Origin of the sequence: Lentimicrobium sp. S6 (assembly GCF_013166635.1) — a bacterium.
Taxonomy (GTDB): Bacteria; Bacteroidota; Bacteroidia; order Bacteroidales; family UBA12170; genus UBA12170.
On the sequence record NZ_JABKBZ010000074.1, the window covers coordinates 1 to 23940 of the forward strand.

Below are 23940 nucleotides of genomic sequence, written 5' to 3' on the forward strand. Positions count from 1 at the left end.
TTATTGTTAATTGTTTGATTATCAGTCACAAAGATAATAAATACTCATGAAATCTCCTAATTTTATGGTCAAAAATATCACCATTAACAACTGAATTTCAGATAGTTAAAAACCGAACTCAGGTTAGAAACATCTTCTGATAGTTTTAAGAAATTTGTAATGTTTCCAGATTCATTAAACACAGGAGAGATAGTCACTGATTCCCAATAATTTTCACCATTTTTCTTTTGATTGTGAATATCTCCTCTCCAAATATCTCCAGAGTTGATGGTATCCCAAATTTCCTTCTCTTGTCTCTTGGTATGCCCTGAAGTTATGATGAATGTTTTAATAGTTTTAGCTTCTTTTAAGGTATAGCCTGTAAGTTTGGTAAATTGTGGATTTACATATTCGAGGAGCCCTTTCTTATCAGTAATAGCAATAATTGATGGGCTTTGCTCGATGGCAGTGGAGAGCTTTAGCAATTCTTCTTCATGGTTTTTTCTTTGGGTGATATCGCGCATGATACCTTCGTGATATAAGGTTTCAGTTTTTTCATCATAATTGAGCCAACCATGGTCTTCAACCCATATTTCAGAACCATCTTTCTTTTTCATACGATAGATTCCTCTTTGCTCTTGTTTTTCTTTGAGAACAACACTTTCTCTATCGGCTACTTTAAAGTATAGTTGAGTTTTGATATCTATGGACATCAGGTCATCTTTATTAAGGTAGCCTAACATATCAACCAAAGCTTGATTCACTTCAACAAACTTACCGTCTTTTGTGCTCTTGTAAACCCCATCGGGCATAACTTCCACTAAATTTCTATAAACAGCTTCACTTTCTTTAATAGCCTCTTCAGAAGTTTTACGATGTGTAATGTCTTGGCAAAACCCTATGGCAGAAACCGCATTATTATTTTCATCAAATTCTATATCACACTTCTCACGGACCCATTTCACCTCTCCGTTGTTTATTATTCTGTGCTCTATGTCGTAGGATTTTCCTTTTAATGCTGCACCCCATTCTGTGTCAACATATATTCTATCATCTGGATGCACGCAATTAATAAATGTTTCATAATTTAAAGGAGTTCCGGCAGGAATACCAAAGGTGTCGTAGTTTTGTGCAGTCCACTTTAGAGTATTTTTCTTAAGGTCTAATTCCCAAGTTCCAATTTTACCAATACTTTGAGCTTTAGTTAGAAATAGTTGCTGTTCTAGTAATTTATCTTGAGCTGCTTTATAATCACTAATATCAATATGTGTTCCAATGAACCTGATGGGTTTGTTAAACCTGTCTCTATTGGTTATTTTCCCTTTTGACCTTATCCATTTATAACTACCATCTTTACATAATAATCTATGTTCATTTAAATACTCTGGCTTATCTCCATCAATATGTCTTTGTATATCTTTGTATGCCTGTTTTTTATCATGAGGATGGACAAGTTTATCCCAGAAATCAAACTTATGAGGCACTTCATCACTTTTATATCCTAACATGTTTTTCCACTGCTCGGAAAAGTAGACTTCGTTGGTTTGCATATTCCAGTCCCATAAACCATCGCCATTGCCTTCAATAGCAAACTGCCAGCGCTGCTCACTTTTTTTCAATTCTTTGCTTAATTCAAGCTGCTCCATTCTTTGTTTGGTCATTTCTGAAATGACTTTGGTCATATTGAGCAAGAAATCCATTACATTCCTTACCTGTTTTTTATTTACAATGGGAACTTGTTCTAAAGATTTTATATAGGCTTTTTCATCAAAGTCATATGTTTGGGCTTGATTGATAAAGAATTCCATATTTGGTTTTTCATAAAAAAACTGACCAGTAAATATGTTTGCAATATGTATGCCCTGAATCTTTAAAGGTACTGCAACATCTATAAGTCCATTTAAACATTGATAGCTATGATATTCTTCACCAGAGGCTAATTTGTTTGCAATTCGCGTATCACTGATTTCGCATTTATGTGCTGTTTCTTTATTTGTTCTGTGAAAACGCACACAAATATTTCGCCAACCAGATTGACATAAGATGTTCCCATCCAAATCAAGTATAGCAGTAACAAACCCCGTAGTTTTATTAAATCCATCGAGTAATAAACTTACCTGTTTGAAGTCTATGAAGTCTAATAATTTATTTTTTGCCATTGAATTGCAAATAAAAATTGTTCTTTTGTGTGAAGTTACGAAAAAAATTGAAATATGGTAAATAAATTCCTTTGGTTCTAGGCTGAATTCGTTTGAACTGAATTAGATCAATTTGTTTTCCACTTGTTCTTAGATCTATTTAAATCCCTATTTTTGCTTTAAGAAATATTCCATGCGAAAACTAGAAAATATAAGAATCTCAACCGCTATAGTCATTTTTCTCCTAGGTGGTGTAATTGTTTCAGCTCAAGGAATTATAGGTTTTGATACCACAAAAAAGATAATTTCGTCCAGTCTGATGAGTGAGGAGATTGATGCTGATACTTTGGCTATTGAGGAATCAAGCCCCTTAGATATTTCTAATGACAGAGGACTCTATTTGTTGGCGCCTGATGGTAATATGCAATTGCGTATTCTAGGCTCTATTCGATTTTCTACATTTTATGACATGGTTGAAATGCCTGTGAAAAACTCTTTTAGTACCTATTATATTCCAACCGGGGAGAATAATATAAGACAACCCAATTATTATAATACATTAAACGAATCCAGAATTGGCTTTGAGGTCAAAAGGAAAGTAGGTAAACGAGTTATTTTTGGTAGATTAGAAATGGATTTCAATGGTAATAATGGCCAATTTAGAATTAGACATGCTTATGGACAGATAGGGAACTTATTATTTGGTCAAACCTGGTCTTTATTTAGTAATGTTTCCTCCATGCCAGCTACTGTGGATGGAAATGGGCCAACAGGGAGTGTGATTTTAAGAAACCCTCAAATAAGATATTCCACACGTGTAAATTCTAACATGGAATTTGCAGCCGCTTTGGAGTATTCTATTCCTGATTTAAGTACTCAAGATTACGATACCTTAGAATTAGAAACTATTCAGCTGGTGCCTGATTTAACAGGAAGGATAAAACGCAACGGTGACTTTGGAGATATTCAATTGTCAGTTGTTGTGAATACGATATCAATAAAGGACCCAACATATAATGTGACTAATTTGTTTGGCTTTGGTAGTTCCTTATCTGGCGTTTTTAACTTGCCCGAGGGTCAGAATATCAAATACCAAGCTACATACGGAAAGTCTATTTCACATTTTATTACTACTTTCTCTGGAACTGGTAATGATGCTGTTTTTAGTCCAAGTATAGGTAGATATGAAAGCCTTTATTCTTTTGGAGGATTTCTTTCCTATGGATTCGATTATAACGAGAGAATTACTTCCAGTGTTTCTTTAGGCTATGCTAATATTTTCAATAAAGAATATCAAGCAAATAAAGCCTATAAAAATAGTCTCAGTTTATCCTTTGATGCTTTTTGGGAAATTATTCGGGGAGCAAGGGTAGGTTTTGAATATGCTTATGGTCGGAAATGGAATTTAGATAATACTTCAGGAAGAGCAAGTCGCTTCTGGATGCTTTTCTATTATGATTTTTAGAAATTATTGATGTATTTCTTCTCGTAAGATTGATAATTATTCGTATTATTATTCTCTCAATTAATAATCCAAAAAAACCAATATGGATCCCATGCAAAAACAAACAAAATCAATCCCTAATATTGTTCTCTTTGCCGCATTTATAATAGTAGTTGGTGGAATGATTTATGCGGAATCTATTATCACCCAATTTTTGATGGCATTCTTTGTTTCAATCGTTTTTGCTCAACCCATTATTTGGTTAAAGAGAAAAAAAGTCCCCCAAAGTTTGGCTATTCCCATGGTCTTTTTATTGATTATTGTGGTATTTGTTGGTTTCGGAGAGCTTATTAGTAATTCTCTTTCATCCTTCTCAAAAAATGCACCCTTATATGAGCAAAATCTCACCGAAATGGGAGTCGCTGTTATGGAGTTCATGAAAGGTTATGGAGTCAATTTGTCCATGGGTAAATTAACCAATATTTTTGATCCTTCAAAAGTGATGAATCTGACTGCGGGGTTTTTAGGTCAATTGGGTGGTTTTATGGGGAATGCTTTCACCATTGTTTTTTTAGTCTTATTTTTATTATTTGAATTAGATAGTTTCTCCATAAAATCAAAGGCCATAGCCATTAATACTAATGTTTCGATTTCTTACTTTAATACTATTGGAAATAGCATTAGGAATTATTTATCCATTAAAACCATAACTAGTTTGTTAACGGGTGCCATGGTATGGATATCATTAGCCATTCTTGGCCTTGACTATGCCATCATTTGGGCATTAATTGCTTTTCTGCTGAATTATATTCCTAATATTGGTTCCATAATAGCCGCAGTACCTGCTGTTTTATTCGCCTTAATTCAATTGGGATTTATAGGTGGGATCTGGACTTCTGTAATTTTTGTTGCTGCCAATACGATAGTAGGAAATGTAGTAGAACCTAAGATGATGGGTAAGGGAATGGGGCTATCTACTTTTATCGTTTTTGCCTCCTTATTATTCTGGGGATTTATTTTCGGAACTGTAGGTATGTTCCTCTCGGTACCATTAACTATGACCATAAAAATTATGATGGAACAAAGTTCTAGAACCAAGTGGATAGCTGTAATTCTTGGAACGGAAGAAGATGCAAAACAGGTGATTGAAGGAGGACAAGCGGGTGAAGAATCGTAAGACAATGTAAAGAATTGTAATAAATTGTAAAGTATTGGAAGTCTAGTACATATTCTTTGCGACTTCGCGGCTTTACTTGAGATAGGTTATTTTACCAGCTTAACTTTGAACCTAAGCTACAAGCAAAACAATTTTAAAATCAAAAAATGATTCAACAAGTAGAAATAGAATTGCGCCCCAGAGCAAGAGGATTCCATTTGATTACAACAGATATTGAAAGGGAAATCAGATTGCCAAAAAATGGTATATTGAATTTGTTCTTAAAACATACATCTGCAGGCTTAACTATTAATGAAAATGCCGATCCTAGTGTCAGAGTCGATTTTGAAACTGTTTTCAATAAAATGGTTCCTGAAGACGACCCCGATTATGTTCATATTTTTGAGGGAGCGGATGATATGCCTGCACATATTAAGAGTAGTTTGGTGGGTGTTTCTTTAAATATCCCCATTCACAATTCTCGTTTGGCTTTAGGTATTTGGCAGGGAATTTATCTTTGTGAATTTCGAGATCAGGGTGGTCCTCGTAAGATTTTGGCTACTATTTATTCTTAGGTTTAATGATAGAATGTAGAAATGGTAGGATGAGGGAAATGGAAAAATAAACAAATCGACTTAAAGGATTCAAGAAATCAATTATTGTTTCATTCGTTCATTGATTGGAATGCTCAAGCTATTAAATCATTGTATCGCTAAATCATTTATTTTCTACCCTTTGAACACCTGCTTTTGCCTTTGCCCTAATTCCTCTTCTATATTCTGAAAAATCCAATTCTAGGCATTGCTCATAATAATCCTCCGCTCTTTTGAACTCTTCTAGTTCCTCGGCCATTTCTCCCATTTTTAAAGCGGCATTAGCAGCGAAATATCTTTCACTGTTTTTACCTTCTTCTAATGCCAATACATAGGCTTTAAAAGCTTCAGGGAAACTTCCCATTTCGTGATAAACTCTAGCTTTTCTATAATGATATTCTAGTAATTGATCTTTACTTAAAAGATAGATATTGACCTTGTCCAACTCCTTTAAAGCGCCTTTATAATAATGTCCATCGAATTGTAATCGACAGCGAAGTAATTGGAGGTGGGGTAAATCCTTTTCTTGTGCTGTTTTGGCTTCTTTCTGGGCAGACTTATCTGAATCTAACAGGCTAGCGCCTTCCGTTATCAGACTCCTCATATGAGCATAATATGCTGCAGTATCGCCTTGTATAAATCTACTCCATGCTAAACGTTGATAAGCTGTTTTTTTATAATTTTTACCCGGATAACTTTCAATATATTCAATCAATACAGAATCGGATTTGGGATTAAGTTGATAGAGATAAGCTTGGCCCAAAAGAAAGCTAGGATAATAGAATCGAGTTTCTAAAACTTCTGGCGGGTTTAATAAATGGGCTATTGCTTGGTCGTTATCTTTCTTTAGCAAAACCACAGCCATAGAAAAATGTAGGAGGGGACTGTTTTGAGCAAAGCTGGCATAAGGTTTCGTGTAATAGTAATTTAGTAACTCGGTAATACGAGTGGTGTCAGATTGTAGATTGAGTCGGGCGAAAGTATAATAGAATAAGGCTTCTTGACTAAAAATATGGTTGGGTTTGCTTTCGATTTGCTTTTTGATTTCTGCCAGACCTTGGTCAATGGTTCCATATAAACCAAGCATTTCCATGGCCCATTGGTATTGGTCGGGAACTACGCCAATCATGGCATGTAAAATGCCAATCCCCATATTATCGGCTAAAAATTCTGGATAAAGTTTCTTATTTTCTTCTAGCAGATGATAAGCGCTATTGATTTCTGTAGCAGCAATAAAATACTCGTCGAACAAAACCCGCGAAAATGCCCACTGCAACTTGATTTGCGCTTGTCCCGATAAAAACCAGGGACTCTCCTTAGGACCTTTTTTCCAAAGACTCAATCTTCTCTTTTTCTCATCGGAGAGCTCCTCAAATAGTTTTTGATCCTCCTCTAAAACGATTTTTAAAAAATCCTGATAATTAGAAAGCAGAACAGGAATGAGGTTATTGGGCTTAGCTTTTACTTCTTTATCTATATAAAATTCGGCGCTGTCCAATTGCAGAAACAAGAGCTTTTCATAAGCCTTTTCGCAATTTTTATTAAAATCATAATGATATTCTTGTGAAAAGGAATGGTTCCACAAAAGCAAAAAGAAAACAAATGATATCAGCTTTTTGATCATCTATTGTGCTTCCTTTGTTTCTAATAAACCATCAGCGTTCATCATTTTTTTAATCTCTTTAAGTGTTGAGTTTATATTGCTGATACTAAAATAGACACTGTCGCCATAAACTAAAACTGGATAACCTACTCCTGCTTTTTTTTGCCTCGGTTTTTTATTGATGTATTGATACATCATAGGTCTGTTTTCTTTTACCGCATATTTAGTAAAAGGCATATCGTGTGTTTCAAAATAATTCTGAGCTACGGAACACTTTCCGCAGCCATCATTGGAGAAGAATAAGAGCTCTTTCTTGGCTTCTGAGGATGTTTTAGGTTTTATATCTTGAGAATAAACACTCACTCCAAGAAAGAGGATGAAAACAATAAAATAAGCTTTCATGATTATTGATTTGGGTCTTCTTTTTTAATAATCTTAGGCAATACAGCGGCTATGGGATGGAGAATACTAGCACCAAGATTTTTTGAACGCTCTGGGCTCCATCCGAATATTGGATCTGGATAATCCGCATTATCCTTAAATGGCATTTCTAGGGTTAAAGAAAGACATTTGAATTTTTCTCCAATGGCTTTTGAGCAAATATTTAAATTGGCTTGGCCAGGATCATTAATAGGGTAGGCATGTTCATCTTGGAAGTCTGGGTTAGTAGTCATCCAAGTTTCTTTAAAAGTATCTAATTGCTCTTTCAAATAGGCATCGAAACTAGGGATTCCTTCAATAGAAGAAATGAAATTATAAGGCAATCCTTCATCGCCATGAATATCGAGCATTAAATCAACCCCAGTCCACTCCATATTTTGAAGAATATGATATACCTCGGGCATGGTTACTGGATCTGGATTTCCCCATGCTCTATTTAGGTTTTCTCCCGCTGCATTGGCTCTTAAATTTCCAGCAATGCTACCATCAGGATTCACATTGGGGATGATATAAAAAACAGCTTCATCTAATAGCTGACGCACCAAGGCATCATTAGAATCTAGCATTCGCTCCATGAATCCTTCAACAAACCATTCTGCCATACTTTCGCCAGGATGTTGGCGAGCAATCATCCAAACTTTCTTTTTGGTTTCATCGGTATCATCTCCCAATACAATCATGTCGATATCTCTACCTTCCACCGTTTTTCCAATATGCTCCACAAAAGCATAAGGCATCATTTGAACAGAACTAACCAAATTCAAATGCTGGTCGTGAGTATAAGGAGCAAAATACGCCACAAACATGCTGTTGAACTCAGGCATAAACTCAATGGTCAGCTTTTTTCCATCGTAAGAAGTAGGAACTCTAAACCAAGTGATTCTATCATAAGAAACCACAGCTTGGTAATCTTCCCACCCTTCTGGATAGCTAGCTTCAGACGCATTAAGGATGTCTATTTTTAAATCCATGCCCTGAACTTCTTGAATTCTGAAATAGAACCATTGCATAAATTCAGCATTGGTATCTTTTCTTAAGTTCAATTGAATATTTTGAGGGTCTTGAGCTTCTATAACTTCTATGCTTCCACTATCAAAAGCAGAACTGATCTTTATAAGTGACATGTGAATTGTTTTGTTTAATGCAAATATAGAAGAATTAGAACAGAGCGCCTACAATTGAAAATGAAATTTGCGCTGATCTCTACAATGTTTTCGTATTGTAGAGACAAATATTATACAAGTGGATTGGATTTCCAGCCATCGATACTGAACTCCACCAATTCTTTAATTCCAGAATTTTTCAAAGTTTCAATAACAGAATCGTAGGCGCCATTGAGTTCGTCGGGATGATGCGCATCGGAGCTAAGTAATATGGGGATAGCCATCTTTTGGGCTTTTAAAGCAACCTCAGGAGATGGGAATAACTCTTGACAACGGCCTTTGTATATCCCTCTGGTATTGACTTCCAAAATGGAACCCTGACGTTTCATGCTCGTTAAACAAGCTTCTACTAAATCTTGATACCATTTGTCTTTAGTACTAAAAAGGCGCTCTTTGTTGTGCATCTTAATCTTATCCAAATGGCCCACCACTTCAGGCTTATGCTCCTCTATCATTTCTATGTTTTGCTCGTAGAAACATGTAACTCCTTTTTTGATATCGCCATCAAATATATCTGCCAATCCTTTGTCCCAAATTTGTTGATCTCCACCATCAATAAACCATGTTAAATCTTTAGTTTTATGATAAACCAAGTGAATGCTACCAATGATATAATCCATTTTGGCTTTTTGGCGAAAGAAATCGAAGTCATAGGATTTTCCAGGGATGAAATCGGCTTCTAAAGAAGTGAAGATATGGAGCTTATCTTTATATGTTTCTTTCATTAACTCCACCTGCTGAAAGTATTCCTCAAGCTTTTCTATAGGAATAGAAAATGAGTTGTCAAATTTAACGGGAGCATGATCTGAAAATCCTAAAGAATGAAATCCAAGTTCAATAGCTTTTTCGCAATAGGCTTTCATTTCGGCTTTACCGTCAGAATATATGCTGTGGGTATGGAAATTGGAATATATCATGCTTTTTTATTTTTTTGCAAAGATAAGTCAATCAAGCTAAATTTTAGGTGAACATTGTCTTAAAAAATCGGAATGTGATGACTGTTTTTGTTTAAGAATAAATCCCCCCATATCAATTGACTGCTTAAAGAATCAAATTACTATCTTTGCCAAAAATCACTAAATGATTAAACTTTCAGTTCTTATCATTACTTTTAATGAGGAGCGAAATATAGGTGCTTGCATTGAATCGGCTAAAGAAGTAGCGGATGAGATTGTCGTGTTGGACAGTTTTTCCACTGACCAAACGGAGGCTATTTGTAACTCCCATCAAGTGAGATTTGTTCAACATGCTTTTGATGGCTATGTGGAACAGAAGAATAATGTATTAAAAGAAGCCAAGTACGATTGGGTTTTGTCTTTAGATGCCGATGAAAGAGTGGATGAACAATTGAGGAAATCCATCCTGGAGGTCAAAGAAAACCCTAAATTCGATGCTTATAAATTTAATCGATTATCATTTTATAATGGAAGATGGATCAAACATTCAGGATGGTACCCCGATGTGAAAATCAGACTTTGGAATAAGGATTTGGGACAGTGGGGAGGTCGGAATCCTCATGATGAGTTGATATTGAAGCCGAATAGTAAAGTGAAGCATTTAAAAGGCGATTTATTACATTATTCTTTTTATTCCTTGGAAGATCATATGGCCCAAACCAACAAGTTTTCTAGTATAGCCGCACAAACCCTTTTTGAGGAGGGTAAAAAAATAAATGCTCTGAAATTATATTTCTCACCTTTCATTAAATTTTGTAGAGACTATGTTAAGAATATGGGTTTCCTTGATGGTTGGGAAGGCTTAACCATTTGTAGGATAAATGCCTTAGGTACCTATTTAAAATATGCCAAGCTGAAAGAGCTTTATAGAAAAGATAAATTAAGTAAGCTTAACAAATAAGGTTTTTAAGCCTCAATAATAAAATGCAATTTTGTAAATAAATTTTCCTGATTATGATACTTGACTTTATTACTTGGACTGTCGACCCAGAAATTTTTGACTTAGGATTTATTGCCCCACGCTGGTATGGATTATTATTTGCCTCTGGTTTTTTCTTCGGATATATTATTATGCTCAAATTCTTTAAGAAAGAAGGCGTAGAAGAAAAAATATTGGACACTTTGACTACCTATATGTTGGTGGCTACTGTGGTTGGTGCGAGATTGGGTCATGTTATTTTCTACGATTGGGCTTATTATAGCAAGCACTTAATCGAAATTCTATACGTGTGGCAGGGTGGTTTAGCTAGTCATGGTGCTGCGGTCGGAATTCTTATCGCTATTTATATCTTCTCCAAAAAGGAAAAGCGAGGATATCTCTGGACCATGGATAGGATTGTGATAGTTACGGCTTTGGCAGCGGTCGCCATAAGAACGGGGAATTTAATGAATTCTGAAATCTATGGGCACGTAACAGATTTACCATGGGGTTTTATCTTTGTTAGAGATGGACAAACTGATCCACGTCATCCTACTCAAATTTATGAGGCTTTAAGTTATTTAGCCATATTCATTTTCCTTATTAAATATTACTATAAGAAAGACGGAAAAACTGCCGATGGTTATTTATTGGGAATGTTCCTGATATTAGTATTTGGGATGAGATTTTTTATCGAGTTCTTAAAAGTGAATCAAGTTGATTTTGAGGAGGGTATGACCTTAAATATGGGCCAAATATTGAGTATTCCTCTTGTAATTGGAGGTGTATATTTAGTCTATAATAGTCGGAATAAAGCTTAGCTTTTTATTGCTAAACTCAATTACATCTGGCATAAATAATCTGAAATCTTTTTCCAATTCTTCATAATGAACTTTTAGCTTTTGTACAGCAATATCCATGTGCCCTTTTTCGCTTGTTCTTCTATGCATTCCCAGAAAAACTTGATGAAGTGGTTCAAAGTGACCATAGGTTCCTAACCAATTTCTCAGTATCATAAATGGAGCGATCCTCTGAGCTCTAGCAGGTAGTAGTCTGTATTTTTTAATCATTAAAATATAGATATCATTCACTGTTTTTTGTAATTCGATATCAGAAAATTCAGACCAATATTTTGCCAAAAAATGATCGTAATAGATATCGGCAACGATACCCGCATAACGATTAAAATAAGGTTTAATGATTTCGCAAGAGTGTTTAAAGTCCAAATGCGCATCAGTAAACTCATCAATAGAACGATGTAGAATCAATCCAGTACGAATGTCTTTGGGATAATTTTCATAAGCATTTCCCTTCACCATATCACCAATTAGATTACCTAAGGCAATTTCTTTATTATTACCCGAAAGGTATATATGTGCTAGAAAATTCATTGGGCAAAAGTATGATTATTTGTTTGGCTTTCATAAACCCTACTCAGCACCCAGCACCCAGCACCTAGGACACAGATGATACGGATATAGCGGATTAGCACTGATTAAAGAATGAAATGCCACCTCTCCACCTCCCCAACTTTCCAGTTCGCCAACTCTTTAATCTCCCATTCCCCAAGTCTTCGAGTTCCCTAGCACCCAGTCACCATCACCCAAAATCATTATTCTTAATTCAAAAACCTACATTTCTTTTTGTTACCTTTATCCTCTTTTATCGTCCAAACTGAAAAGACATCCTCATGATATATTTGAAGCTGATTCGCGAAAGTTATTTGTTTGCTGTTAGAGAGCTGGTAGTCAATAAAACACGTACCTTTTTATCCTTATTGGGGATTACCATTGGTATATTTGCTATCATCTCAGTATTCACTGTTTTTGATTCTTTAGAGAAACAATTGCGAGATAGTGTGAGTGCTTTGGGTAGTAATGTGCTTTTTGTTCAGAAATGGCCTTGGATGACTGATGGGAATGCACCTTGGTGGAAATATATGAATCGTCCTCAACCTTCTTTAGAAGATTTAAAAATCGTTGAAAAGAGAAGTAATCTTACCGAAGCGGTGGCTTTTTCTGTTTATAAGAGAAAAACCATCAAGAATGGTAATAATCTGATGGAAAATATGCAGATTCAAGGAATAACCTACGATCACAATAAAGTGATGTCGGTTGATATTGGTATTGGGCGGTATTTTACTCGTTCCGAAAGTATTAATGGGAGGCAAGTTGCTTTAATAGGTAGTGAAATTGCAGACAATCTATTTCCAAATGAGGATGCAGAAGGGAAGACCTTTAAAATTGGAGGAATGAAAACCTATGTGATAGGGGTAATGGAAAAAAAGGGGGAGGATAGTTTTGGTAATTCTCCTGATAAACAGGTTTTTATCCCTGTGAATTATATGAAATCCTTTGTGGATTTGCGATACAGTGGAAATGCACTGATGGTGAAGGGAAAGCCTAATATTACCAATGAAGAATTGAGAAGTGAAATTACTGGTATACTGAGAGCGGCGCATAGAATAAAACCTGGTGCCGATGATGATTTTGCTATTAATGAAACTTCTGTGATTTCTAATCAGTTCGATCAGTTTTTTGGTATGTTAGCTGGTTTAGGATGGGTAATTGGAGGCTTCTCACTTTTAGTAGGTGGTTTTGGAATTGCCAATATCATGTTTGTATCGGTGAAAGAAAGAACCAATATCATAGGTATTCAAAAATCATTGGGGGCAAAACGGTATTTTATTCTTACTCAATTTTTATTTGAAGCAGTTTTCTTAAGCGTCTTAGGGGGGCTTTTTGGTTTGTTCTTTGTATTTATTCTTGGAATGGTGGCCACCTATGGTTTCGATTGGGAATTGATGCTCAACGAAGGGAATATTATATTGGGTATTTCTGTTTCTTCTATCATTGGATTGATTAGCGGTTTGTGGCCAGCGCTTAAAGCCAGTAAGTTAGATCCCGTTGTAGCTATGCGTAGCCTATAATCAGACTTGATATTTATGAAGCAGATAAAAAATATTCTAGAAACAGAAAAATATATTCGTGGTATTCTGGAAGGTGAGGGTAGTGGTCACGATTGGTGGCATATTCACCGAGTAAGAAATAATGCCATGAATATTGCAAAGGCATATGAGGTGGATATTTTTATTGTAGAAATGGCTGCTTTGTTACATGATATTGCCGACCATAAACTTAATGGAGGTGATGAAGAAATTGGTCCTAGAATGGCAGGGGAGTGGCTGGATAAGAACGAGGTAGGTGAGTCGGAAAAGAATCACATTTTGCTCATTATGCAAGAAGTTTCTTTTAGTAAAGGAAAAGTACCAGCTACTTTGGAAGGAAAAATAGTTCAGGATGCCGATAGGCTTGATGCCATTGGTGCCATAGGTATTGCCAGAACTTTTGCCTTTGGAGGCTTTAAAAAACGCGAAATCTATAATCCCGAAATACAGCCCATAAAATATGCAAGTCTAGAGGATTATAAGAAGAATACCAATCCAACGCTCAATCATTTTTACGAAAAATTGTTGCTGCTAAAAGATATGATGAACACGGAGGAGGCTAAGAAAATAGCTCAGCAGCGACATGATTTTATGGAGACATATTTAGAACAATTTTATGCAGAGTGGGAGGGAGAATTATAGTTCTGATGAGCCTGCAATTCTAGTTAACACCTTAACTTCTCAAGAAATCTATTATTTTTGCTGCATGACAAAACTTAGTTCGAATACTCTTTTAGCAGACTCCTCTACCAGAGGTTTGTTATATATGATGATTGCCGTATTGTTGTTATCATCACCCATATTATTCCTGCCTAAAGAGCAAGCTACATTTTGGATCAATGGTTTGAATACTCCTTTTTTAGATTTATTTTTTAAATACATCACCCATCTTGGGGATGGTTTGGTATTCATTCCGGTCTTTATATTTCTCCTATTTAGAAGTTATGTGAAAGCCGGATTTTTCGCATTCTTCGTTATTCTTGAAGCTCTTATAGTTCAATTGGTATTGAAAAAGGGAGTTTTCGCCCATCTAGATCGCCCCATGGCCTATATTCAAGATTTTGATTTATTACATCAAGTAACTGGCGTTCATTTACATGGTCTCCATACGTTTCCTTCCGGTCATACTCAGAGTGTATTTCTAGTTGCATTCTTCTTAGTATGGGCATTAAAAAAAGGTCCAGCCATCAATCTTCTCATTCTTTCCATAGCTGTCTTAACAGGCCTGTCGAGAGTCTATATCCTCCAGCATTTTCTAATAGATGTGTGGTTTGGAGCACTCATAGGTTTCGGGCTTCCTTTTATTACTATCTATTTATTGCAATGGTTTGGGAAGTTTCCTTCTTCGGAAAAACGATTGATTTTTTGGAAAGAAGTAATGAACGGTAAGTGTTGACGTTCAGGAATTATTTACAACCCAATATGATTACAAATATAATCACGCAGAGGCGCAGAGGCGAAAAGAGTTTGGAGTTATGCTATAAGGTATTACCTAACCCATTAATTAATCATTCTCTCATTCTTTCATTGAATTATTCTTTGTTCCCTTAAACCACCACCCGATGCACTCCAATCTTATAGGGCTGATCTATTAACTCAATAATACGCATATAATCCTCCTCATTTTTTACGAAGTCCACATTATTGGTATCCAAAATTAGGATTCTCATATTCTGCTGCTGACGAATAAACTCAAAATATCCCGACTGAATTTTCTCTAAATATTCATCCTCAATATTTTGCTCATAATCTCGGCCTCTTTCCTTAATATTGGCTTGTAATCTATCAACAGACACATAGAGGTAAACCAATAAGTCAGGCTTTGGAATGGAGGAGTTGATGATATGAAATAAACGCGAATACAATCCGAAAACATCATCTTGTAAGGTCTTTTGAGCAAAGATGAGTGATTTATTGATGAAGTAATCGGAAACAGTGAAGTTTTTAAATAAATCTTGCTTTGAGAGTTGATCGGTGAGTTGCTGGTAGCGCTCTGCTAAAAATGACAATTCTAGAGGAAAAGCGTATTTATCAGCTTCTTTATAAAACTTAGGTAAGAATGGATTATCAGCAAATCCTTCCAATATGATTTTAGCATTATAATCTTCAGAAATCATAGTGGCCAAAGAGGTTTTCCCTGCGCCAATAGTTCCTTCTATGGCTATGTAATTATATGTATTCATTTATCTTTTTTACCTCTGATTGGTCTTTGCATGTACTCAATAATTCACTCATGCTTTTTAATTCTTGTGGATGAATATGTTGCTCCATGATTTCATTTAATGGAATGAGCACAAACTTCCTTTCTTGTATGCTCACATGTGGTATTTGCAGTCTTTCGTCATGGTATATGAGCCCATTATAAAACAAGAGATCAATATCTATACATCTGGCACTATAATTTCCATTCTTGCTTTTTTCTTTTCTTCCTATATCAAATTCAATACCTTGAGTGATGTTTAAACAATCTGTTGGGCTATACTCTGTTTCTAAAACTAAAGCCATATTATAAAAATCCTCCGAATCAAAACCCCAAGCAGCAGTTTCATATATTGAAGATTTTTTAATGACTTTACCCAATTTTTTTGATAATAGATCTATGGTTTTCTGAAGGTAAAATAATCTATCTCCCACATTTCCACCTATTAATAAAGTTAGCTTGTTTTTCATCACTCGAAAGCAAATTTAGAAATTAGAGCTTAGGATTTTATAAAGAATTATAAATATTTATTAACGAGGAATTGGAAGGCCGTACTTTTAGAGTTGAGGAGTCCTTGCCAGATTAATTCTTTTTATGATTTAGTGAAGATTCTCTGTTTCCAAGTCACGGATTGCATAGAAATAGCGAAATTGGAAGAGTCTTTCTAAGAGGTTTTCTAACTTTTGATCATATTGAGGGTCGGTGGCCCATTTTCCCTGAAGGGCATAGATGGTAGTAGCAGAGCCTCTTTTTACAAATCGGAATCTTTTATCTACACTCTTGTGATTTATGTTTTCGATGCTGGCATAGGCTTTTAAATGCTGAATATGCGCTCTGATTCCTGTTCTGACATCAGGAAAATACTCCCCTGCTTCACGATTCCCTGTGGCACCTAAACCGCAAAAATTATTTTGATGACTTTTTACATCGCCCCCATATTTTAAAAAACCAGTTTCTAATATCATCTGACAGAATGCAATATCATGATTCACTCCTTCAGCTATACTTTCTTCCACATAAATTTTAGCCATCTGATTTGCTTGGTCAGATTTTATTTTTGGGTTATAGAACTGCAGCATAGCAGATAAATGATCTATTTCACTTTTACCTTGATCCATAATAAAAACCGAATAGTAATTATTTGGGGTAAAGCCCATGTTTTCCGGCCTAAATGGCGGATTTGCAATGGCTATCATCATAAGCATCATGCCTATAGTTATGGATATGATTTTTTGTAACTTCATTAAGTATTCGTCGTCATACAAATATCCAATATTCAAGATGGAATAACAGTATTAAGCTTTGGTTTCTATTCACAGCGAATTGTTGAAACTGGATAGCATGTCGAGCCTAAAAAACCTGTATATTCGCATAAACAAAAAATAATAAAATGGGACAGTTTTTTAAATTTACATTGGCTTCCGTATTGGGAGTAATTTTAGCCATCTTCCTTTCTATTTTTATATTGATTGGAATGATGACCGCTGCGATTTCGGCAGGTGATGAAGAAACCGTAGTAGAAGAGAATAGTATTTTAAGGATAAAGTTGAATTATCCTCTTAACGATCGTTCGGTGAATGATCCTACTTCAATAATGAATCTCTCAGACTTTGGAAAAGAGAATCCTGGTTTGAATGAGATTATTAAAAGTATTGAAAAAGGAGCTGAAGATCCAAATATTAAAGGTATTTATCTAAACGCACCTGATGTTAGTGGAGGTCCTGCCCAATTAGAGGAAATTAGAAAAGCCTTATTAAAATTTAAAGAGTCTGGGAAATTTATAGTGGCTTATGCTACTGGTTACGGTCAAGGAGCTTATTATTTGGCTTCCGTTGCCGATGAAGTTTATCTTCATCCTGAGGGGATGATTCTTTTTAAAGGATTTGCTTCCGAGATGATGTTCTATAAAGGCTTATTTGAGAAATTAGATGTGGAAATGCAAATCATTCGTCATGGCAAGTTTAAAGCGGCTGTTGAGCCCTTTATGTTAGATAAGATGAGTGAGTCGAATCGCGAGCAAAACACTGCCTTATTAACTTCTCTATGGTCAAATATTTTAAATGAAATATCGGCCTCTAGAAATATCAGTATTGAAAAATTGAATGAAGCTGCTGACCAATTAAGCCTCGATAACCCTAAGAAAGCTTTAGAATTGAAATTTATCGATGGAATAAAGTATCCAGATGAAATTTCAGCTCTTTTAAAAGAAAAGACTGAAAAAGCAGAGGATGATGATCTAGAATTTTTGAGCATTAGTAAATATAAAAACTCTGCTTTCTTTAAGGAAAACAAAGTAGCTAAGGATAAAATTGCTGTGATTTATGCTGCAGGTGAAATTAAAGCTGGAAAAGGCAATGATACATATATTGGAGAAGAAAATATTCGTAAAGCTCTTATTAAAGCACGTGAAGACGACAGGGTAAAGGCCATTGTCATGAGAGTAAATTCTCCTGGAGGTTCTGCTTTAGTTTCTGATTTGATCTGGCGTGAAGTTACTTTAACAACACCTGTGAAGCCTGTAGTTGTTTCTATGGGATATGTGGCTGCATCAGGTGGCTATTATATCAGTTGTGCTGCCGATTATATCTATGCCGACCCTAATACCATCACTGGTTCTATTGGAGTATTTGGTATGATTCCTAATGTTAATGGTTTTATGACCAATAAATTAGGAATTACTTTTGATGAAGTATCTACCAACGAAAATGGGAACTATATCACCATTAATAAAGCATTAACTCCTTACCAACGTGAAGTCATTCAAAGTAGTGTAGAACGTGTTTATGATAGTTTTATTACAAAAGTGGCTAAAGGTAGAAATATGACTAAAGAAGATGTAGATAGAATTGGTCAAGGTAGAGTATGGAGTGGTAGTCAAGCTATAGAAATCGGATTAGTTGATGAGTTAGGAGGAATGAATGAAGCGATTGTAAAAGCAGCTGAGTTGGCAGAAATTGAAACTTATAAATTAAAAGAACTTCCAGTACAGAAAGACCCATTTCAACAAATTTTGGAAGACTTAACCGGACAATCTTCTTCTATCATGATGAAGCATTATTTAGGCGAAAAATATAAATATGTGGAGATGATGGAGAATATGGAAAATCGTGCTGTTATTCAAGCTCGTTTACCTTTTGGAATGTCTTCTATTAAATAGAAATTTTACAATGACGATATACAAAGGCTTTCCTGAATTCAATTCGGGAAAGCTTTTTTTACATCTAACTTCGTGCTTCAAACCATTTTAAATTTTATCCATGGATATATTTCAACAGAAGAAAGCCTTAAGAAGAAAAGTGAAGGAGCTTAAAAGTCAACACACTTTAGCGCAAAAGAAAGAATTAAGTACTCCAATCCTTAAAAAAATAGAGGAGTCTTCTGTGTTTAAATCTTCAGATATTATTATGGCTTATTGGTCAATGGATGATGAAGTATTTACTCACGATTTTGTAATGAAGTGGGCGGAGCAAAAGCGTATTATCCTTCCGGTAGTTAATGGGGATGAATTAGAGTTAAAAGAGTTTAAAGGAGTCGATAAGCTTATTGCAGGAGAGAATTTTGGGATTCCAGAACCTAATGGGCCGATTTTTGAAACACCAGAGCAAATTCAGATGATTATTGTCCCAGGTGTAGCCTTCGATAAAAATAATAATAGAATGGGGAGAGGTAAAGCCTATTATGATAAGCTCCTCCGAGCAAGTAAAGCCTATAAGCTAGGTCTCTGTTTTAGTTTTCAAGTTTTTGAGGAGGTTCCTTTTGATGATTTGGATGTTCAGATGGACAGTGTTGTCTATTAATTTTAATGCTTTTTAGGAAGGAATAAGATCCAGAAAAGGCTCCAAGAAAATTTCTTGAAACCTTTCTAAATATATTTCATTAAAAACTAATCCAGCTCAATTTCCCAAACCAAATCTCCAAAGGTAAGGGTAGCGATTCTATCACATTCTCCATCACCAAAATCTAGCACCAATAAAAACTGATTCTGAATCAATAATTCCATGGTTCCTGATACCGCAAAATGACACATGGCTTTTACTAGTATGGGTTCTGTAATGGTATTTACATAGGTTTTTCCATCTCTATGGGTTCCTGTGGAACCTCCAGTCAGTAACCATTCGTTATCCCACCAATAAGTAGGGTTTTCTATTCCTTTGGTCCATTCTCTATTGTGAATACTTTCTCTTGTGGAAGCTCTTCCATCGGGAAAGGTGATTTTACCGCCTGTAAGTGTGGCCTCAAAATTTAGGTTCTCTGCATCATTAAAACCTTTGTTGATAAGGGTTTTTGCACCTTCAATTTTATGCTCATTGATATAGAATTCTTCAAAGCTGATACTACGAAACGAACCCGGATATTGAATAGGAGCGGTAATCTCTATGACTATTTTGCCTTTTTTTAAGGCACCATGGTAAGTTTCGCAATAGGAGTCCCCATAATCTATGGTAATAGTTCTTGGAAAGAATACACTATCAGGATGTTCTACTATGATTAATGGGCAAGTATCTGTTACTGATTTATAGCCATTAGATTCAAGAATATTACCTGCATAATCGATATCACTATCAATGGCATTCCATAAAACATCTTCAATAATATCACTTTCTCCAGAGTCTATCAGTTCTTGATTTTCTGCTTGAGTATCCTCTGTTTTTTCACAAGAATAAAAGGCAAAGAAAGAGATCAGCAAAGCTGTGATTAAAAGAATTTTCGTTTTCATAATAGGATAATTTTTTATGTTGGATGAGAAATTTGCCAAAGGTTTCATTCATCTTTTACAAATCGATTGAACTGTAAACGCAATGTGTTTCTCAATATTGTTATTTCTTACAAGAATTATTTCAATTCAAAGTTGATTAACTTAGTTTTATATAGAGAATCCATATTGATTCCTATAGGTGCTCCTTTAGTCATAGCACCTAACCAAGCACCATAAGTTGGGTTGGGAAGAACAATATAGGTAGCGCCAAATTCATCCACTTGATTGGCAGCCAATTCATTTCTAGTTTTCGTGTTTTTATCATCATATTCAGAGCTGAAATCACCGAGGTTATCCCCACAAAGAATGATAATATCATGGGTTTCTCTTACCTTGTTTCTTCTCTCTTCTTTATCACTTGTAGAAGTGCGAAGCATAATGTGAGTTTCATCGGCGAATGGAAAACCATGTGCTTGTAAATTCTTTAGGGTAACGGCTGTTAAATGAGCTTTTCTATTACTGATATAGAAAGTTTCTACACCTTTGGTTTCTGCATATTTTAAAAAGGCTAAGGAGCCAGGAATGACTTTGGCTTCTGCTAAATTACACCACTCGTCCCAATATTTAGGATAGTTTGTGTTTTCTAATATACTTCTGGCTGCATGAGGAGAATTATCTAAAACCGTTTCGTCAATATCTACAACAACCGCTAGCTTTTTACTACCCTCGTAATTCTCTACCTTCTCATCTAAACTCAAATGGGCGCTGTTATAAGCTTGATAGCACAGTGCTTTATACTCAGCAGCTCTTTGCACAAATAATGTTGAATAGAGGAGGGCATCATTATCTTTAACATCCTCTGTTTTGGTTTCACATTGGCAGGAAAATATCATCATTCCTAAAACAGGAACTAATAATATAAGGAATAATTTCTTCATTTGATTTCTATTTTGTTGAGTTGATATTAATGGATGGCAAAGATAGTTTATATTTTACTGAAATTATTCGAATGGCAATGATCATGCTGATGGTGATGGGGAGGCTGATTTCATGAGGAATATCTAAGGCATTTAATCCTACAAGAGCTAAAGCTCCAATCATGCATGCGGTGGCGTATATTTCCTTACGCAGAATAAGGGGAACGTCATTATTGAATGTATCTCTAATGACGCCACCAAGAACGGCAGAAATGACTCCCATAATGATGGCAAATCCCCAAGAGATATCCATAGACAATGCTTTTTCCATACCAATAATGGTGAAGACCCCTAATCCAATAGAATCGAATAGGAACAAAGCCTTTCTCCATTTGAGCACATGCTTGTAGAGTAAGAATGTGGTGATAACGGCTAGGAAAATGGTGATTAAATAACTGTAATTGAGCATCCAGTCAACAGGTTGTATGCCGATAAGAAGATCACGAACAGTTCCACCTCCTAGCGCTGTAATAAAAGCGACAAAAAAGACGCCAAAGAAATCATAACGTTTCTCTGCAGCTGACAGGGCTCCCGATACTGCAAAGGCAAAGGTGCCTAGTAAATCTAATATGTTTATAAAATCCCAGATCATAATCTGGCAAATATAGCCATATTCATAAAAAAACAAGCCAGTAAAAATTTTACTGGCTTGTTTCATTTGCTGAATAATTTCAGCAGTATTTTAAGTTGAATTAACGGTACCTATAGGCATCTTCACCTAATTTAGGTCCACGTCTATCGTATTCACTTTTAGTTCATAGGCTAATGTCGATACCTATACTAACACCAAAAGTTTCCTTATCATAAGTTTCAGTATAATTGACAATGTTTTCAGCATCTAAAACATATGTTTCATCATAAGTTTGTTCTAAATAAGAAACATAATAAGCACCTAATTGAGCGGTGAATTTATCATTTATTTTATAAGCAAAACCACCACCAAAAGTATTAGTAGAAAGGCTAAAGCTTAAATTGCTTTGATAATCTTGATTCACGCCAGTTCTTGTTAAAAGAAGTCCAGCACTAGCTAATAATTTCTCAGTAATGTCATATTCTAAACCTAAACCATATTCCATGAAGTTTTTATCTATTAAACTGAGGTCAGCATCATCTTTTGCCCAACCCGCACCTTTATCAAAATAGGTAATTAAACCCAGTTGAACTCTTAATGGATCAATGATTTCATACTGAGCACCTATAGAAAGCATGGCAGGAATATCAGCATTTACTTTATCACCATCAACAAACATATATTCTTTTTCTCCAGTTGTTGGATCCATTCCCATTACAAAGCCTTTATTATCATTTACTTCATTGGTTAAATCCATGTTAGTTTGGAATTCATATTTAACACCGAAGTTCAATTTGTCTTCCATTAATGAAATATTTACACCTAGAATAGGAGTGATTCCACTTCCTTTTTGAACAATATCGGCTTCTTGATCAGCAGTGATAACGCCTAAATATGCAGCTTGTCCAGCTAGCATTTGAGAAGTTGCAGATAATTCAGCTCCGGCTTGATAATAGGCCCCTTGAACCTGTCCAGCATTCATGGCATCAATTTGTTCTTGAGGAACCCCAGCAGCAGAAAGGCCACCTTCTAATTGTGCTCTTTGCGCAGCTGTAATCATACCTGCGCCTTCAAGTTGTGCTAATGTAAAGGTTCCACCGCCACCATCAATAATAGGTTGCATTCCCTCAGCAGCTCCATTAGCCATTACAGCACCACCAGCAGCTTGGTCAGAAACTCCTTGTACATAAGCTCCTGGAGCAGCATCTCCTGAAGGAGTAGTAACAGTTACATTTTTGATATAACCTTCGTAAGTATTTTTAGCAATGATATATCTTGCTCCAGCAAATACAGAAATATTTTCATTGATTTCATAGCTAATACCTGCTTGGACTCCCCAATAGATAGAACTTCCTTGAAATCTCATATCCATATTGTATCCAGTAACTCCAAGAGGTTGTAAGGCAGGAACTAGACTTGAAAAAGGAACTTCCATCAGTGGAACTCCTTTGTCAAATGTTGCGCCACCGCCGCCACCAACAGGATTGAAGCCTACAGAAACAGCTACTTTACCTTTTTTCCATGCAGCATATACTCCAGGAAAAACGGGAGCAGAAATGGTACCTTCATAAGAAGAGTTGTTCAAATGAGGAAATTTGTTTTCAATGGTTTGAGTTTGCCAAATAGATTGGTTGTTAATGGAAAAATGAAAACCATCTCCAAATTTTGTTAAAGCAGCAGGATTATAGAAAACAGCATCTATATCAGTAGATGCATTTCTCATCATCATTCTTGTCCATGCTGTACTTTGATTGGTGTTGTGCACCAACCCCCCTGAAAAACCTATCTGTGTAAGCATTAAAAAGCTTACAAAAACGAGTAATTTTTTCTTCATCTTAGTTTTAGTTTTGTTTGAATTTGACCGCAATATACGTTTTTTTTGGAAAAATGAAACCGAAGAGTCGAAAACTGCTTTTGCTCTTGCTTCAGCTTTGCTATCACTTCTTGTCTAATATTGAATTGTAAACAAATAAAAAGTCTGAAACATATGATGTATTTCAGACTTTAAAATTCTTTTTTAAAAAAACTTATAGGGTTACCCATTTAAGTCTCGTGTAATTTAATCGAAGCGTAAGCAATCGGTTTATGCTCTACGCATCTCTGAATGATTTTATCTAAAATTGATTGGCGATGATTCCTTCTGTTAAATCTAAAGAA

General features: G+C 35.5%; 23 protein-coding genes. 10 read left to right on the forward strand and 13 right to left on the reverse strand.

Annotated elements, in window-relative coordinates:
* Nucleotides 1–83 precede the first annotated feature (83 nt).
* Nucleotides 84–2138, reverse strand: coding sequence for a PAS domain S-box protein (locus HNS40_RS18360; protein ID WP_172283590.1), 2055 nt, complete (start codon nucleotides 2136–2138; stop codon nucleotides 84–86).
* A 172-nt stretch (nucleotides 2139–2310) separates the two neighbouring features.
* On the opposite strand from HNS40_RS18360, the gene HNS40_RS18365 reads away from it, so the two are divergent.
* The 3 genes from HNS40_RS18365 to HNS40_RS18375 all read left to right on the forward strand — a co-directional run bounded on the left by HNS40_RS18365 (nucleotide 2311) and on the right by HNS40_RS18375 (nucleotide 5292).
* Entirely contained in the window at nucleotides 2311–3582 is a 1272-nt protein-coding gene (locus HNS40_RS18365; protein WP_172283592.1) for a DcaP family trimeric outer membrane transporter, read from the forward strand.
* A gap of 91 nt (nucleotides 3583–3673) precedes the next feature.
* Nucleotides 3674–4738, forward strand: a complete 1065-nt coding sequence (locus HNS40_RS18370) for an AI-2E family transporter (protein WP_172283594.1) — start codon at nucleotides 3674–3676, stop codon at nucleotides 4736–4738.
* 146 nt (nucleotides 4739–4884) lie between these two features.
* Nucleotides 4885–5292: a secondary thiamine-phosphate synthase enzyme YjbQ gene (locus HNS40_RS18375; protein ID WP_172283596.1), complete on the forward strand. Its 408-nt coding sequence runs from the start codon at nucleotides 4885–4887 to the stop codon at nucleotides 5290–5292.
* Between the two features lie 142 nt (nucleotides 5293–5434).
* On the opposite strand, the gene HNS40_RS18380 is transcribed toward HNS40_RS18375, so the two are convergent.
* The 4 genes from HNS40_RS18380 to HNS40_RS18395 all read right to left on the reverse strand — a co-directional run bounded on the left by HNS40_RS18380 (nucleotide 5435) and on the right by HNS40_RS18395 (nucleotide 9434).
* A complete protein-coding gene (locus tag HNS40_RS18380; RefSeq protein ID WP_172283598.1) occupies nucleotides 5435–6934 on the reverse strand; it encodes a tetratricopeptide repeat protein in 1500 nt (499 codons plus the stop codon).
* Nucleotides 6935–7315, reverse strand: a complete 381-nt coding sequence (locus tag HNS40_RS18385) for a hypothetical protein (protein ID WP_172283600.1) — start codon at nucleotides 7313–7315, stop codon at nucleotides 6935–6937.
* Between the two features lie 2 nt (nucleotides 7316–7317).
* Entirely contained in the window at nucleotides 7318–8478 is a 1161-nt protein-coding gene (locus HNS40_RS18390; protein ID WP_216664194.1) for a M14-type cytosolic carboxypeptidase, read from the reverse strand.
* A 110-nt stretch (nucleotides 8479–8588) separates the two neighbouring features.
* A complete protein-coding gene (locus HNS40_RS18395; RefSeq protein WP_172283602.1) occupies nucleotides 8589–9434 on the reverse strand; it encodes a histidinol-phosphatase in 846 nt (281 codons plus the stop codon).
* A 163-nt stretch (nucleotides 9435–9597) separates the two neighbouring features.
* Between HNS40_RS18395 and HNS40_RS18400 the strand changes: the two genes are divergently transcribed.
* Together HNS40_RS18400 and lgt are read left to right on the forward strand one after the other, a co-directional pair.
* Nucleotides 9598–10374, forward strand: coding sequence for a glycosyltransferase family 2 protein (locus tag HNS40_RS18400; protein ID WP_172283604.1), 777 nt, complete (start codon nucleotides 9598–9600; stop codon nucleotides 10372–10374).
* A gap of 56 nt (nucleotides 10375–10430) precedes the next feature.
* Nucleotides 10431–11213, forward strand: coding sequence for a prolipoprotein diacylglyceryl transferase (lgt, locus tag HNS40_RS18405; protein ID WP_371742960.1), 783 nt, complete (start codon nucleotides 10431–10433; stop codon nucleotides 11211–11213).
* Here lgt and HNS40_RS18410 read toward each other — a convergent pair.
* Nucleotides 11184–11783: an ACP phosphodiesterase gene (locus HNS40_RS18410; protein WP_172283608.1), complete on the reverse strand. Its 600-nt coding sequence runs from the start codon at nucleotides 11781–11783 to the stop codon at nucleotides 11184–11186. The two genes, lgt and HNS40_RS18410, sit on opposite strands and share 30 nt — an antisense overlap.
* 299 nt (nucleotides 11784–12082) lie before the next feature.
* Here HNS40_RS18410 and HNS40_RS18415 point away from each other — a divergent pair, with 299 nt between their 5' ends.
* From HNS40_RS18415 to HNS40_RS18425, 3 genes are all read left to right on the forward strand, one after another.
* Nucleotides 12083–13321: an ABC transporter permease gene (locus HNS40_RS18415; RefSeq protein ID WP_172283609.1), complete on the forward strand. Its 1239-nt coding sequence runs from the start codon at nucleotides 12083–12085 to the stop codon at nucleotides 13319–13321.
* 15 nt (nucleotides 13322–13336) lie between these two features.
* Entirely contained in the window at nucleotides 13337–13981 is a 645-nt protein-coding gene (locus HNS40_RS18420) for an HD domain-containing protein (RefSeq protein ID WP_172283610.1), read from the forward strand.
* A 64-nt stretch (nucleotides 13982–14045) separates the two neighbouring features.
* On the forward strand, nucleotides 14046–14735 hold the full coding sequence (locus tag HNS40_RS18425; RefSeq protein WP_172283611.1) for a phosphatase PAP2 family protein: 690 nt from the start codon (nucleotides 14046–14048) through the stop codon (nucleotides 14733–14735).
* A 151-nt stretch (nucleotides 14736–14886) separates the two neighbouring features.
* On the opposite strand, the gene HNS40_RS22990 is transcribed toward HNS40_RS18425, so the two are convergent.
* The 3 genes from HNS40_RS22990 to HNS40_RS18435 all read right to left on the reverse strand — a co-directional run bounded on the left by HNS40_RS22990 (nucleotide 14887) and on the right by HNS40_RS18435 (nucleotide 16783).
* Nucleotides 14887–15522: a deoxynucleoside kinase gene (locus HNS40_RS22990; protein WP_216663757.1), complete on the reverse strand. Its 636-nt coding sequence runs from the start codon at nucleotides 15520–15522 to the stop codon at nucleotides 14887–14889.
* Complete coding sequence (gene folK, locus HNS40_RS22995; RefSeq protein ID WP_216663756.1) at nucleotides 15509–16009, reverse strand: 2-amino-4-hydroxy-6-hydroxymethyldihydropteridine diphosphokinase; 501 nt, start codon at nucleotides 16007–16009, stop codon at nucleotides 15509–15511. The genes HNS40_RS22990 and folK overlap by 14 nt, the downstream gene beginning before the upstream one ends.
* 129 nt (nucleotides 16010–16138) lie before the next feature.
* Complete coding sequence (locus HNS40_RS18435) at nucleotides 16139–16783, reverse strand: glucosaminidase domain-containing protein (protein WP_172283612.1); 645 nt, start codon at nucleotides 16781–16783, stop codon at nucleotides 16139–16141.
* Between the two features lie 146 nt (nucleotides 16784–16929).
* On the opposite strand from HNS40_RS18435, the gene sppA reads away from it, so the two are divergent.
* Nucleotides 16930–18696: a signal peptide peptidase SppA gene (sppA, locus tag HNS40_RS18440; RefSeq protein WP_172283613.1), complete on the forward strand. Its 1767-nt coding sequence runs from the start codon at nucleotides 16930–16932 to the stop codon at nucleotides 18694–18696.
* Nucleotides 18697–18796: 100 nt separating this feature from the next.
* A complete protein-coding gene (locus tag HNS40_RS18445) occupies nucleotides 18797–19336 on the forward strand; it encodes a 5-formyltetrahydrofolate cyclo-ligase (RefSeq protein ID WP_172283614.1) in 540 nt (179 codons plus the stop codon).
* Nucleotides 19337–19422: 86 nt separating this feature from the next.
* Here the strand turns inward: HNS40_RS18445 and HNS40_RS18450 are convergent, their stop codons facing one another.
* From HNS40_RS18450 to HNS40_RS18465, 4 genes are all read right to left on the reverse strand, one after another.
* Nucleotides 19423–20256, reverse strand: coding sequence for a hypothetical protein (locus tag HNS40_RS18450; RefSeq protein ID WP_172283615.1), 834 nt, complete (start codon nucleotides 20254–20256; stop codon nucleotides 19423–19425).
* A 116-nt stretch (nucleotides 20257–20372) separates the two neighbouring features.
* Complete coding sequence (locus HNS40_RS18455; RefSeq protein ID WP_172283616.1) at nucleotides 20373–21173, reverse strand: 5'-nucleotidase, lipoprotein e(P4) family; 801 nt, start codon at nucleotides 21171–21173, stop codon at nucleotides 20373–20375.
* Nucleotides 21174–21180: 7 nt separating this feature from the next.
* Nucleotides 21181–21870: a trimeric intracellular cation channel family protein gene (locus HNS40_RS18460; RefSeq protein WP_216664195.1), complete on the reverse strand. Its 690-nt coding sequence runs from the start codon at nucleotides 21868–21870 to the stop codon at nucleotides 21181–21183.
* 97 nt (nucleotides 21871–21967) lie between these two features.
* A complete protein-coding gene (locus HNS40_RS18465; RefSeq protein ID WP_172283618.1) occupies nucleotides 21968–23617 on the reverse strand; it encodes a hypothetical protein in 1650 nt (549 codons plus the stop codon).
* Nucleotides 23618–23940 lie beyond the last annotated feature (323 nt).